General features: G+C 43.2%; 11 protein-coding genes. All 11 read left to right on the top strand.

Annotated features, from left to right (window positions below):
- The first annotated feature begins 108 nt into the window (after positions 1-108).
- The 11 genes from QZ379_RS09205 to QZ379_RS09155 all read left to right on the top strand — a co-directional run bounded on the left by QZ379_RS09205 (position 109) and on the right by QZ379_RS09155 (position 14821).
- On the top strand, positions 109-1221 hold the full coding sequence (locus tag QZ379_RS09205) for an OmpA family protein (RefSeq protein WP_291563539.1): 1113 nt from the start codon (positions 109-111) through the stop codon (positions 1219-1221).
- A 168-nt stretch (positions 1222-1389) separates the two neighbouring features.
- A complete protein-coding gene (locus QZ379_RS09200; RefSeq protein ID WP_291563536.1) occupies positions 1390-2796 on the top strand; it encodes an undecaprenyl-phosphate glucose phosphotransferase in 1407 nt (468 codons plus the stop codon).
- A 143-nt stretch (positions 2797-2939) separates the two neighbouring features.
- Positions 2940-3545 carry a hypothetical protein gene (locus QZ379_RS09195; RefSeq protein WP_291563533.1) on the top strand — a complete coding sequence of 202 codons (606 nt, stop codon included), beginning with the start codon at positions 2940-2942 and terminating at the stop codon, positions 3543-3545.
- Between the two features lie 9 nt (positions 3546-3554).
- Positions 3555-4268, top strand: a complete 714-nt coding sequence (locus QZ379_RS09190) for a DUF3575 domain-containing protein (RefSeq protein WP_291563530.1) — start codon at positions 3555-3557, stop codon at positions 4266-4268.
- Positions 4269-4281: 13 nt separating this feature from the next.
- Positions 4282-4833: a DUF3575 domain-containing protein gene (locus QZ379_RS09185; protein ID WP_291563527.1), complete on the top strand. Its 552-nt coding sequence runs from the start codon at positions 4282-4284 to the stop codon at positions 4831-4833.
- 12 nt (positions 4834-4845) lie between these two features.
- Positions 4846-7140 carry a hypothetical protein gene (locus QZ379_RS09180; protein ID WP_291563524.1) on the top strand — a complete coding sequence of 765 codons (2295 nt, stop codon included), beginning with the start codon at positions 4846-4848 and terminating at the stop codon, positions 7138-7140.
- Positions 7140-8915, top strand: a complete 1776-nt coding sequence (locus QZ379_RS09175; RefSeq protein WP_291563521.1) for a hypothetical protein — start codon at positions 7140-7142, stop codon at positions 8913-8915. The genes QZ379_RS09180 and QZ379_RS09175 overlap by 1 nt, the downstream gene beginning before the upstream one ends.
- A 106-nt stretch (positions 8916-9021) precedes the next feature.
- Positions 9022-11424, top strand: coding sequence for an SLBB domain-containing protein (locus QZ379_RS09170; protein ID WP_291563519.1), 2403 nt, complete (start codon positions 9022-9024; stop codon positions 11422-11424).
- Between the two features lie 42 nt (positions 11425-11466).
- Positions 11467-12537, top strand: a complete 1071-nt coding sequence (locus QZ379_RS09165) for a Wzz/FepE/Etk N-terminal domain-containing protein (RefSeq protein WP_291563516.1) — start codon at positions 11467-11469, stop codon at positions 12535-12537.
- Between the two features lie 31 nt (positions 12538-12568).
- Positions 12569-13660: a GDP-mannose 4,6-dehydratase gene (gene gmd, locus QZ379_RS09160; protein ID WP_291563513.1), complete on the top strand. Its 1092-nt coding sequence runs from the start codon at positions 12569-12571 to the stop codon at positions 13658-13660.
- A gap of 84 nt (positions 13661-13744) precedes the next feature.
- Positions 13745-14821: a GDP-L-fucose synthase gene (locus QZ379_RS09155; protein WP_291563509.1), complete on the top strand. Its 1077-nt coding sequence runs from the start codon at positions 13745-13747 to the stop codon at positions 14819-14821.
- Positions 14822-15120: the final 299 nt, after the last annotated feature.

Genomic DNA, 15120 nt, shown 5'->3' with positions numbered 1-15120 from the left:
GCAAAGGTAATACTTTTGGGGGAATTTTTCGCAATTCAATTACTTTTGACTATATCTCAAAACAAAATAAGTTATAACTTTGCAGCATAAAAACATAAATAGATGATTATGAAAAAAGTAATTTTAACTATTGTAGCTGCTGCATTTGCCGGATTTGCAGGTGCACAGGAAAAAGTAACAGTGGGGAATAAATTTTTAGACAATTGGTATTTCGGTATAAACGGTGGATTGGAACATCAGCTTGGAGCAACATATATGAATTCTGACAAGAACGGAGGTATATTAGGTTTCGAACTCGGTAAACAGGCTACTCCGGTGTTGGGAGTTTCATTCCAGGCGCTGACAGGCATCAATACAACTTCAAGCGTTAATGCCTTTGACGAACTGCAGTTTGTAATTAACGGTAAGGTGAACTTCTCCAACCTTCTGTTAGGAGCAAAGGAAGAACCAAGACTGTTTGAAGTGGAAGGTTTCTTGGGTGCCGGTGGCGGTAGAGAGTTCTTCGCTGCAAGCCGGAGAGGCGACAATAACTACTTCCTGTACAGAGCGGGACTGAGCCTTAACTTCAACCTGGGTAAAGAAAAACAATGGACTCTGAGCATGAGACCTGCTCTTGTAACAAAACTTGGTGACGGCGAACCAAGAAATACAAACTTCGAACTTATGGCAGGTCTGGTTTATCACTTCAAGAACTCTAACGGAAAGCGTTACCCATCAGTAATGATGGCTTACAGTCAGGCTGATGTGGACAGACTGAACGAGGAAATAAACGACATGAGAAGAAGAAACGAAAGTCTGGAAAAAGAAGTGGCTAAGGCTAAGAAAAAGAACAAAGACCTGGTAGGCGCACTGAAAGACTGCAACAAGGTAGCTGAAGCTGCTAAGGAAAACAACTTCGATATGTCTATGGAACCTGTTGTTTCATTCAGACAGGGACAGGCGTTGGTAGATGCACAGCAGTTGTCTAACATTGAAAACATCGCAAACTATATGAAGAAGTATCCTGAAGTGAAGCTTGACATCAAGGGATATGCTTCACCTGAAGGTAATGCGAAATTCAATCAGAAACTGTCTGAAAGACGTGCCAACACAGTGAAGGAAATATTGGTGAACAGATATGGTATCGAGGCTGACAGAATAACTGCAACAGGTATGGGTGTAGGTGACAAGTTCAGCAAACCAGAAATGAACAGAGCTATCATAGCTACTTTCTGCAAATAATCTCTTAATGAGAATTCCATAAATAACACCGGATTCTAAATCCTTTATGAAAGGTCTTTACAATCCGGCGTTTGTTTTTTTTCATTCATTAACCCTTTAATCACAAACAAGTCTGGCTGCTTGCTGATACCAAATAACTTTATCAACTTAAAACTATAGAACAATCACATGGTCAATTCAAACAGATACAATAGATACCCGGGCACAGTACTCGTAGCTTTCGAGACATTGCTGTGCGGGGCTTTGTTTTTGATATATGTAAGACTGACACAGGATACAAATTATGAGAAGGCTTTCTACTCGCCTACAATACAGGTGACGATGATGGTTATGCTGATTTATGCCATAAGTGCATCAATGGTAGGCGTGGTATTGTTTAAGAGAATAGTTTTAGCATACGAAATCATTTCGAAGGTGTTTAAGACTGTATTTCTGTTCGGAATAGCTTCGTTATTCATTCTGAAGTACGGACATTTTATGGACACATGGTCGTATATGTATGCTATATATGTATTGTCGCTGATGATACTGCTGTTCGTAGAAAGACTTACGTGGAGATTCTTAGTGAAAAAAATCAGGACTCGGGGAGGTAACCAAAGATTCGTGGTCTTAGTGGGTTCAAGCAGGAGTCTGATAGAGCTGTATGAGGAAATTGTGAGTCAGGACTGGGCCGGATATAAGGTGCTGGGATATTTCGACTACGAAAAGAACGAGATGATGTCCGAACAGTGCAAGTATCTCGGTAAGCCGGACGAGTTAGAGGAGTTCATAAGAAACAACAGAAACGTGCACTATCTGTACTGCGGACTGAGAGATAACCACAGCAAGGATATAATAAAGATTATAACTCTCTGCGAAAATAATATAATAAGGTTTTTCAGCGTGCCGAACATGCACAACTATCTGCAGAACAGGGTTTACCTGGACTTTGTAGGCAACGTGCCTATTCTGAAGTTGAGAGAGGACCAGATGTCGAGAATCGGAAACAAGGTAATAAAAAGAGCTTTCGACTTGGTGTTCTCAACTCTGTTCTTATGTACAATCTTCCCTATCGTGCTGATTATAGTGACTATAGTGACCAAGATTACGATGCCGGGACCGGTATTCTTCAAGCAGAAAAGAAACGGACTGAACGACAAGGAATTCTACTGTCTGAAATTCAGAAGTATGAAAGTAAATGCAGATGCGGACAGACTGCAGGCTACTAAGGATGACCCGAGAAAGACGAAATGGGGAAACATAATGAGAAAAACAAATATTGACGAGTTGCCGCAGTTCATCAACGTCTTCTTAGGTGATATGAGTGTGGTGGGACCAAGACCGCACATGCTAAAACATACGGAAGAATATTCGAAGCTTATAGATAAATATATGGTCAGGCATTTGGTGAAACCGGGTGTGACGGGATGGAGTCAGGTGACCGGATTCAGAGGTGAGACAAAGGAACTGAAAGATATGGCAGGACGAATAAAGGGTGATATATGGTATATAGAACACTGGTCGTTCTGGCTGGATCTGTATATTATCTACAAGACAGTGGCGAATGTGTTCAAGGGGGAAGAGAAAGCGTATTGATAGAGAAGGAAATAGAATAATTATGGTGTTTTATAAAGTTTAGAGTATATGGGCAAATGACGGGCTTTGGTTCGTCAGTTGCCTTTTTTTTATTACAAGAAGGAAGGTTAAAGTTTTAGTTAACAGAATAAACAGAATAAGCTATGTATCAGAAGATTAAACTGGCTGTATTGATGATGTGCTGCATGATTACAGCAAATGCAAATAATGAGGTAAAGGAAAACTTCAGGGCATGGCCTTTAAAACTGGGATGGTTTGCAGGACCGGGCGTGGGCACACAGTTCTATGTGGGCGACTCGGATAATCTGCATTGTGTCGGTTACAGGTTTTCATCAGCAATGGAAGGAAGTGTGGGAAAATGGATTACTTCATCTTTGGCTATAAGACTACAGGGTACAGCAGCCAGGGTGACAGGAGGTAATATTAATGGAAAAAGAGATGCAATGAATATGGTCAACACACATATTGACCTGATGGCTGATGCCATGAACTTTATTGCAGGAGTAAAAGAGGATAGGACTGTTACTTTACTACCGTTCATGGGATTGGGATGTGCTTTTAATAATTTCAGACAGACTTGTTTTTCATTTAATGTGGGAGCAACGGCTCTATTCAGAGTCAGTAAAAGAATAAATCTTTACACCGAACTGAAAGGAACACTGCTGAATGATAAAATGGACGGACGTAAAGGAGGGTCGAAAGGTGAAGGCTCGGCTGTTCTCAGTGCAGGATTTATATATAACTTTTAATGATGAAGTATGAAAAGATTTGATTGTGGCAAACTGTTGACTGCTATATGTATGACCGGACTGATAATGTGGGGAAACAATACTATGGCACAGGAAAGCAGCATGATAGAGAAGCATAAGGTGGAAAAGTGGTCTGTTAAGGACAGATTGGCGTTCAGAACAAATATGGTGGACTGGATACTGACAACACCAAACATAGGAATACAATATGACATTACTCCTTGGGATTATAACAAATGGACTCTCGGAGCAAATGTGAAATGGAATCCGGGGACAAGTCAGACTTTTGAACCAATTGTGGACTATAGCATACTGGACGTTAAACTTGAGGCAAAAAAATACTTCAGACAGACTCAGGCAAGAAAAAAAATGCCGAAATTCTGGAGAGCTTATTACTGGGGAATATATGCAGGATATACCGATTATACTGTTATCCTGAAAAACGGATATACGGGGAAGCATGTGGGATTAGGAGGTACTGCAGGATGGGAAGTACAGTTACATAAGTTCAAAAACGGAACTTTGGATCTGGATATGGGATTAAACGCAGGATGGATTTACGGGAAATACAAAAAAAAAGCTGATAACGAAAACGGAGGATTCGTTTTCACTGAAGAAAAGGACTGGCATATAACTCCGTTCCCGATAATATCGGAAATAAAGGTTGCGCTGGTGTACAGATTCAAACCGATAAACGAAAAATACAGCAAATCGAAACGATAAAGAATTACAGAATATGAGACTCAACAATATATGTCTGAAGATGATGTGCGGACTGATGCTGGCTGCTATGGGGCATGAAGCGAAAGCGCAGCTGATTTCCGCGAAAACAAATACACTTATGTGGGGTAACCTCACCCCTAACCTTTCGCTGGAACTTGTGACTTCGGGAAAGACCAGCGTGGAGGCTACGGCATTCCATTCGCTGAAAAACACTCCGATGGATACAAGACTGACGGGAGGACAGGTGGAAATGAGATACTGGCTGTCAGGAAGACCGACAAGCTGGATGTTCGTAGGACTGTCGCTCACGGGACTGAGATATGACACAAGACTGAACAGTAAAGTAAGACACGCGGGAGATGCCGGAGGACCGGGAGTGGTGTACGGATATGTGTTGCCACTGGGAAAGCACTGGAACATAGAATTTGCAGCAGGACTGTCGATGATATGGTACAGAGAGAGAAAATATGATAAAAACATTGATATATGGCAACAGCCGTACAACGAAAGCGGAAGAAGAATTCTGCCGTCCAAACTATCGGTATCGTGTGCTTATGTCTTCTAAAGAAATATGATTATGAAAATTCCTATAAATAAAAAATATTGTATCAGACTGGGGTTGGTAATGGCCATGATGATGGCGGGAATCCAGACAGTGACGGCACAGAGAATGATAAGAGTATCGGGAACGGTGTATAATACGGCTGATACAAAAAAAGTGACACCGGTAACGGATGCTGAGGTGATAGTATATAGCTGCAAGACTGTGGCACAGGGAAAGAAACTGAAAAACGAACTGAGTGCACACAGTAAGGAAATGGCTGTGATATTGGACGAGGAAAACACGACGAGGATAGACAAAAACGGATATTACGAGATATTGGTGCCGGACAACGGGGCTTTGGTATTCAAGGCTGAAATGTCGGAAGCGGTACTGGTGAGAGTGAATAACAACCAGAGAATAGATGTTAATGTGGACCTCGGATTACAACTGGATGAGGTGGTTGTGACAGGGGTAAGAACTGAACTGGAGCCTGTTCCGGCCATTGGGAATATGAATGGGAATGTGTTAGTGGTAGGAAATACTTTTACACTGCCACAAAAAATGGGCAGTGAGTATGCGAGGCTGATAATACAACCTTATACGGTGGTATGCGGAAAGGCTGATGCGGACACTGTGGACTTCAGTGAACCGATAGTGATAGACGGAAAGAAATTCAGAGGAGCACAGGTGAGAAAAACAGGATATGACCTGAGCAGGGACTCGCTGGAAAAATATGTAAGCAAAGACTATGAACTGACGGGAAACAGGATGGAAATAGAATGGAACGATACGATAATAGTGCCGGACCCGAAAGCCAATTACAGCTGTTATGCGGACTTCATAGTGGAAAACCTGAACGCAGTGGGTTATAACAGAAATTTCCAGATTGTTTCGTGCAAGAACAAAAGACCGCTGCAGTTTCTGGAATATACGAATACTTATAAAGAGATGGATTTCAACTCTCCTTTCAATATAGAAAGGCCGAAGGTGGAAAAAAGAAACACTAAAGACAGGGTGGAACTGATTTTCAGAATAAGTTCGGACAGACTGGAGGAAACTGCTGAGAATCTGCGGAACATGAATAAGATAAAAATGAACCTGCAGAAGATTCTCAATGTACCGGACGCTATACTGAAAGAACTGTATATCACAGGGTATGCTTCGCCGGAAGGGTCGTATAAATCAAATCAGGAACTGGCTGAGAAACGTACGAAAAGGGTGATGAATGAAGTGGTGGAGATACTGCCAAAAAGCGTGAACGAAATGATGTACAAAATGTATGACGCTGAAGTGAAGCCATGGAAGGAAGTGACGGATATGATGAGAAAGGACAGTCTGGAACATATGGCGCAGGAACTGGAAGACATAATAGAAAGATATGACGGAAATACCGACAGACAAAGCAGGGAGATAAAGAAACTGAAATACTACAAAAGTACTGTAGTAAACTATCTGGAAAAACTGAGACAGGTGGAATACAGGATGGCGTATGATATATATCGTGAGCCTACAGACGAGGAGGTATGGGAAGCATACCGGAAGAAGGGCATGGACGGTATATATACAAGATATGAATACTGGAAACTGTTCCAGATGATAGAGGATGACAATGAACTGGAAAGACTGGCCGGAAAGGCGTACAATGAATCCCTGGAGGAGAATCCGGAAAGGCCGTGGGCTCTGGCGGCAAATGTTCTGGCCGTACAGTACCTGAAAAGGGATACTGTGGACACTTCGATACTGGAACCGTTTATAGACAGGTCAGTGTATGTGACTGACTATGAAAGAAGAAATATCAGAAGCAACAGAATGGAACTTGTAAACCCGAAAGAGATAGTGAACAACCAGCTGTGTATGTATATAAAATTGTACGATTATGAAAATGCCAGCATACTGGCAAAAATATTGCCGGACGAGGAGGATTTCAGAATGGCAAAGGCTTTCGCATGGGCACTGGGCGGATACTACAAGGGTGGCAGAAACGATGAGGAAAAAAGAAGATGCGAAATGACTTTCGATGCCATAAGCAAATTGACAAAAAGAAATGCTGTGGTAATGTATCTGGCTCTGGATACAAGGGAGGGTGATAATATGGCTAACAAGGCTATTGGAGAACTGAATCAGGAGGATGCCATGACATGGTATTTCAAGGCTATAGTGAACGCCAGAAAGGGTGATGCCGGATTTACGGAGGCGATGATGTGTCTGTATCAGTGCTTCAAGACAGACAGGAAGTTTATACATACAGCAAAAAATGACGGCGAATTTACGGATGAAGTCGTGGAAAGAGCCGAAGAATTGTTAATGATTAATGGAGCTGACAAATAATGAAACAGAATAAACTTATATTGGCATTGTGCTGTATGGCTATGGCCGGAATACAAGGTACAGCAATGGCACAGAAAGACAGTTCTGCAGTGAACAAAAATGTTTTCAATGCGAAAGATTATCTGCTGCAGAAAAGATATGTGCCACAGCCCAGATATACAGATAAAAAGGCTAAGGGAAGAAACTTCAGCTTCGGAGTGAACGGGGGGGTGAGCAAACTTCAAGGGCAAGGCTCATGGCTTCCTATGATGGGAGAATTCGGAGTGTCGGTAACAAAAGACGCAAACGGATTCAACTCATACAGAATGGCCGTTATGGGAGGAATGAACGAATTGCAGAAAAAGTTCGGACTGGAAGTAGACCATATTTTTAGAATTGAGGATTATCTGACAGGATGGAATACAGACAGGAATTTCTATATCGAAACGGTAATGGGTATAGGTTTTTACGGTACAAGACCGAATAGTGGAAATACGGATTTCTCTGCAGGTCTGCATGGTGGACTTATACTGACCAGAAGACTGGGCAGGAACTGGGAAATGTATCTGGAACCAAGACTGAACCTGTTTACTGACGGAATTGACGCAACAGAGGCCGCCAGAAAATATGATATAGGATTCCAGGCTCTGGCCGGACTGAAATACAGACTGACGGGGTATGACTTCAATACCATCAGAAACAAGGATTTTATGGACAATATGTTCTATGAAATATATGCCGGCACACAGGGGGACTTCAGTAACAGAGTATGGTCATATATGAAGATGAAAGCTCTGGGACCTACAGCAGGAGTGGCCGTAGGTAAATGGGCTTATCCGCTTGGAATTAAAGCTTCTTTGTTTGGAGGATGGGGATATACACCGAACGACAGAAGAAGCGCCGTAAGTGAGGAACCGTATGTGGGGGTAAGAATGGAAGGTATGATAAACCTTAATTCGTTTTTCTTTAATTACGATGAAAATCCTGATTTTGAACTGAATCTGTCCGGAGGATATGATTTCGGCTTTTTAGCACATAAAGGTAGTCTGTATAGGAAGAAACTGAGAGTGTTCCACGGACCTACTGCAGCACTGCAGGCTCTATATTTTGTAAGACCGGAACTGGGGGTATTTGCGCAGGCAAGATGGAGCCAAAACAAATATTCGCAGAGTTTTGTGGATGGAAGCATAGAAAACAGGTTTATGAAGAATGTGGGACTTGAACTCGGTGTGCAGTACAGAAGAAGGTATGACAAGGTGGAGGAAATGAGAAGGAAATATGCGTTTGAACCATACAACTTTGTTTCTGTACAGGCAGGTACAAACTTTCCGTTCCATACTGCAGGTGTGACAAAAAACATATTACTGAGCGAGCTGGGACAGCAGTTCTCTATAAGTTATGGAAGGAGATACAGCAGGATTGCGGCTGTAAGGGGAACACTGGAGGCTGCAAGGTACGGATATAACAAGGATAAGGGAACATATCCGCTCACTATAGGGGCTGACCTGATGGTCGATGCGCTGGCCGTGATTGGAGGATATAACGATGAAAGAACTGTAAACATATATCCTTTTACGGGATTATTGTACACACATAACGAACTGGGAGATGAGAATAACTTCGGAATACATGGTGGTGCGGATCTGATGTTCCGGATTGACGAAAAATGGGGTATTTATCTGGAAGGAGCTGTCAGAATGTATAAAGGACAGATTACACCAAGCTCAAGAGTTTATACATCTGCAGGAGTTTCGTTTGTCCCAAATATGTCAATTGGTATAAATTATAAGTTTTAGAAGCGGAAAAATTCAAAAAAGTGTCTTTATGGTTATGTAGGGGCACTTTTTTTTATTACCTTTGCAACTCATATAGAACATGTTTTTGTAATAATATTGTAATTTCATGAGAATTTTCTTTATCAGCGTAGCAGTCGCGTTTCTTTTTATGGGTAATACCGGGGCTTATGCACAGGCAGGTATGACCGACTCGCAGGTGATTCAATATGTACAGGATGGATTGAAACAGGGCAAAAGCCAGCAGCAGCTTATGATGGAACTGTCGGCCAAAGGTGTGACAACCGAACAGGCTCTGAGACTGAAACAGAAGTACGAAAACGGAGAGATTAGTGCAGACTCGGGACAGACACAAACCGTTACCGATACAAGCAGGATGAGAGAAGAGGCAGCTACAGAGAAAAAGGCTGAGGAAGCCAAACCACAGGAAAGCACTCCGGCACAGGCTCCGGCTGAGAACAGTATGGCTGACCAGGTGTTCGGAAGGAATATTTTCACAAACAGCAACCTGTCGTTCGAACCGAGTACCAATGTAGCTACACCGGAGAACTACAGATTAGGACCGGGTGACGAGATTATCATCGACATATGGGGAGCAAGTGAGGATATCATCAGAAAGGAAATCTCACCGGACGGAAGTATCAATGTGCCGGGATTAGGTATCATCTCGCTGAACGGAATGAACATTGCTGACGCAAAGGAATATCTGAAAAGCGAACTGAGCAGAATATATGCCGATGAGGGCAACAAGATACAGGTGACTTTAGGAAAGACAAGAAGCATCAAGATAAACGTGATGGGTGAAGTGATGGTACCGGGCACCTATACCCTATCGGCTTTTGCTTCGGTATTCCATGCACTGTACAGCGCAGGAGGCGTGACTGACCTCGGTAGCCTGAGAAACATCATGGTGACAAGAAACGGCAAGACTGTGGCAAAGGTGGACGTGTATGAATATATCCTGCAGGGAAAGACTTCGGACGACATAAATCTTCAGGAGGGCGATGTGGTGATTGTACCTACTTACGAAGCCATGGTGAAGGTGGAAGGTAAGGTGAAACGTCCGATGAAATATGAGATGAAAGCGGACGAGACAGTTTCTACGCTGCTGAAATATGCGGGATTCTTCGCTCCTAATGCCTACAAGAACAGTGTGAGGGTGATAAGACAGGAAGGAAGAGAATATTCTGTGGCTACTGTGGAAAGAGATAACTTTGGGGCGTTCAAGGTGATGGACGGCGACGTGGTGAGTGCTGACCCGACTATAAACAGATTCTCAAACAAGCTTGAAATAAAGGGTGCTGTGTACAGACCGGGAGTGTATGAGTTCTGTGAGGAGATAAACACTGTGGGCAAGTTGCTGAAGCAGGCTGACGGACTATTAGGTGATGCGTTTACAAACCGTGCAGTACTGTACAGACAGAGAGAGAACCTGACAAGCGAGGTGCTGCCTGTAGACGTTAAGGGTATCATAGATGGTACGGCTCAGGATGTGGAACTGAGAAAGAACGATGTGCTGTACGTGCCGAGCATCTACGATATAAAGAGTATAGGTAACGTGTATATCTCAGGTGAGGTGATGAAACCGGGTACTTATCCGTATGCGGACAATATGACTCTGGAGGATATCGTAATCACTGCCGGAGGACTGAAGGATGCGGCTTCGTTAGTGAGAGTGGATGTATCGAGAAGAATGAAGGACAATAAGGGTACACACGCTATAGATACTGTGGGACAGAACTTCTCGTTCGGACTGAAGGACGGATTCATAGTGGACGGTGAGTCGGGATTCGTACTGGAACCTTACGACCAGGTGTTCGTGAGAAGAAGTCCGGGATACAGCGAACAGAAGAATGTGACTGTGGACGGTGAAGTGTTATACGCCGGAGAATACAGTCTGAACTACAAGAACGAAAGACTGAGCAGCCTGATAGAGAGAGCCGGAGGACTGACTGCTTTCGGATATGCAAAGGGTGCGAAACTGACGAGAGTGGCAAACGACCATGAAATAGAACGCATGAGAAGCGTGATAAAAATGATGAAAAGAGAATTGGGCGAAAGTCTGGCCAACTCGCTGATGATGGAACTTGACAGCGTATTTACAGTGGGTATCGACCTGGAGAAAGCGATGAAGAATCCGGGTGGAGATGACGATATAGTATTGAGAGAAGGCGACGTGATAAGTGTACCGGAAATGACAAGCACAGTGAAGATAAACGGTGCGGTGATGATGCCTAACACTGTGACTTACCTTGAAGGAAAGAAAGTAAGCTACTATCTGGATCAGGCCGGAGGATACTCTCAGAATGCGAAAAAGACCAAGAAATTCATTATCTATATGAACGGTGAGGTTACAAAGGTGAAAAGCAGAAGCAAGAAGGTGGAACCGGGATGTGAGATTGTGATACCGAACAAGGTTAAACAGAACAGAATAGGCGAAGTTATAGGTTATGCTACTTCATTTGCTTCACTGGCTACAATGATTGCTTCTATGGCTAATCTGTTGAAGTAGTCTTTAGTTCTTAGTTGTTGGTTTTTAGTTAAATTGAAATTTATGGAAGAACAGGAAATAGATTTGGTAGAATTGGCCGGAAAACTCTGGAATGAGAGAAAGATGATTCTGAAGTCGTGCGGATGGGCTGCACTTATAGGTCTTATAGTGGGATTCAGCATACCGAAAGAATATACCACTACTGTGACTTTAGCTCCGGAATCAGGAACAAACAAATCGATAAGTGGAGGATTGTCGGCATTGGCAGGCCTTGCGGGTATAAGCCTTGGGGATATGCAGAGTGCAGATGCTCTGTCGCCTACCATATATCCGGACATCGTGAAGTCAATACCTTTCTCTGTAGAGATGTTCGACGTGAAGGTGACTGACAAGAAGGGCAAACTGAATACTACTGTATATGACTATCTGAAGGAACATCAGAAGAAAGCTTGGTGGAGCTATGTGATATCGGCTCCGTTTGAAGCTTTGGGATGGGCGATGAAAACAGTCAAGGGTGAGGAACCTGAAGACACGACGAATGTGGTTGATCCGTTCAAACTTACCCGTGACCAGAAGGATATTATAGATGCTCTCGGAAAGAGAATCGAGGTGGAAGAGGACAAGAAGACTTCGCTGATAACAATATCGGTAACTATGCAGGACCCTCTGATTTCGGCCACAATGACAAATACGGTGATGGAGAAACTGCAGGAATATATCACTACCTACAGAACAAACAAGGCAAGAAAGGACCTGGAATATACGCAGATGCTTTACGAAGAAAGCATGGAGAAATATCATAAGGCACAGGAAACTTATGCTATGTATATGGACAGGAACCAGAATATATCGCTGAGAACGGCTCAGACACATCAGGAAAGACTGAAGAACGAGATGGAATTAGCTTTCAATGTGTATAACCAGACTGCACAGCAGCTGCAGGTGGCCAAGGCAAAGGTTCAGGAGGATACTCCGGTATATACTGTAGTGGAAGCTGCAACTGTACCTCTGAGAGCTGCGAAACCGTCGAAACCTCTTATACTGATAGGATTCGTATTCCTGGCAGGTGTGGGTTCATGCGGATGGATTCTCTTCGGAAGGGATTTGAAGAAAGAAATAAAAGGTAAGGAATAGTTTCTATAACGTAACTTATATAATAAAAAGAATGAGAAAAGTAGCATTGATTACGGGTATTACAGGCCAGGACGGTTCTTATCTGGCTGAGTTCTTATTGGAAAAAGGATATGATGTGCATGGTACAATCAGACGTTCGTCTGTAGACTACAGAGAAAGAATTGCGCATCTGGAAGGAAAACCAAACTTTCACTTACATTATGCTGACCTCAGTGACTCTATGAGCATCATGCAGGTGGTGAGCAAGGTACGCCCTACTGAGGTGTATAACCTGGCTGCACAGAGCCACGTGCAGGTATCTTTCGACTCGCCTGAGTTTACTGCCAATGTGGATGCGACAGGTGTATTGAGAGTGTTGGAAGCTGTACGTCTGTGCGGACTGACTGATACTTGCCGCATATATCAGGCATCGACTTCGGAACTTTACGGAAAGGTGGAGGAAGTGCCTCAGAATGAAAACACTCCGTTCCACCCCTACTCGCCATATGCTGTGGCAAAGCTGTACGGATTCTGGATTGTGAAAGAATACCGTGAGGCTTACAATATGTTCTGCTGCTCTGGTATTCTGTTCAACCATGAGAGCGAAAGACGCGGTGAGACTTTCGTAACAAGAAAGATTACTCTGGCTGCTGCACGTATAGCTCTGGGAAAGCAGGAGAAACTGTATTTGGGTAATCTGGATTCTCTGCGTGACTGGGGTTATGCAAAGGACTATGTGGAATGTATGTGGCTGATTCTTCAGAATGATACTCCTGAGGATTTCGTTATCGCTACAGGCGAACAGCACAGCGTGAGGGAGTTCTGCTATCATGCTTTCAAGCGTGCAGGTATAGAACTGGAATTCAAGGGTGAAGGTATCGACGAAAAGGGTTATGACAAGGCTACAGGCAAGTGTCTGGTGGAAGTAAGCGAAGACTTCTATCGTCCTACCGACGTGGTGAACCTCTGGGGTGACCCTACGAAAGCTAAAGCCAAATTGGGATGGAATCCTACAAAGACAAGCTTCCAGGAACTGGTGAACATAATGGTGGATGCTGATATGGCCAAGGTGGCTGTAGAAAGACACAGCGAACACGTGAGAACTAATCTGACTGAGTATCTGGAGAAGGGAATCGTTAAATAAGTTGTTAGTTACAAGTTTTTAGTTGTTAGACTCACATATTTATGATACTAATAACTAAAAACTAATATCTAAAAACTAAAAGACATGTTGGACAAAAACAGTAAAATATATGTGGCAGGACATCGCGGATTGGTGGGTTCTGCCATATGGAATAACCTGATGCAAAGAGGTTATACCAATCTTGTGGGAAGGACTCACAAGGAACTGGACCTGCTGGACGGGGTGGCTGTGAAGAAATTCTTCGATGAAGAGAAGCCGGATGCAGTGATTCTGGCTGCAGCACATGTGGGCGGAATCATGGCTAACTCTATATACAGGGCCGATTTTATATACAACAATCTGCAGATTCAGCAGAACGTGATAGGCGAAAGCTTCAGACACGGAGTGAAGAAACTGCTCTTCCTGGGAAGTACATGTATCTATCCGCGTGACGCAGAACAGCCTATGAAGGAGGAAGTGCTCCTCACCTCTCCTTTGGAATATACCAACGAGCCGTATGCCATAGCCAAGATAGCGGGACTGAAGATGTGTGAAAGCTTCAATCTGCAGTATGGCACCAACTATATAGCTGTGATGCCGACGAACCTATACGGCCCGAATGACAATTTCGACCTGGAAAGAAGTCATGTGCTTCCGGCTATGATAAGAAAGATTCATCTGGCAAAATGCCTTATGGATGGAGATATGGAGGCTGTGAGAGCTGACTTGAACAAACGTCCTGTGGAAGGCGTAAACGGTGAATCGGCAGAGAAGGAAATACTGGATATACTGGCAAAATACGGAATACACAACGACCACGTAATGCTGTGGGGAACAGGTAAGCCGATGAGAGAGTTCCTCTGGAGCGAGGAAATGGCGGATGCAAGTGTTCATGTGCTGCTGAATGTGGATTTCAAAGACACATACAAGGCCGGCGACAAGGATATCAGAAACTGCCATATCAACGTGGGTACAGGCAAGGAACTGAGCATATTCGACGTAGCCATGCTGATAAAGAAAGAAATAGGTTTCAGAGGTGAAATAAGATGGGACGCATCGAAACCGGACGGCACAATGAGAAAGCTTACGGACGTAACTAAACTGCATAACCTGGGATGGCATCACAAAGTTGAGATAGACGAAGGGGTGCACAGGATGTATAAATGGTATACAGGAAAGTAATGCAGTAATAAATACCGAAATTAAAGGAATGACGTGTGTAGAGAGGACAACTTTCTATGCACGTCATTTTTTAATATTATTTCAATATACAAAGATTAAATTCTGTAATATTTTTTTGTATTTTTGTTGGAAATATAGAGCTAAAGTATTGTTATTTCGTCAATATGTAAATTTTGACTGAATAATTAAGTTAATTAAATTAATAAATTAATATAGGTATGAACAAGAGAATTATGAACTATGCTGCCGAAAACGGAGCATACCCACCCACTCAGAACGGCTTAATCCACCCACAATTA

Origin of the sequence: Bacteroides sp. (genome assembly GCF_019417265.1) — a bacterium.
Classification (GTDB): Bacteria; Bacteroidota; Bacteroidia; order Bacteroidales; family Bacteroidaceae; genus Phocaeicola.
The sequence above is the reverse complement of the archived record's forward strand: the minus strand, read 5'-3'. Positions and strand labels throughout refer to the sequence as shown.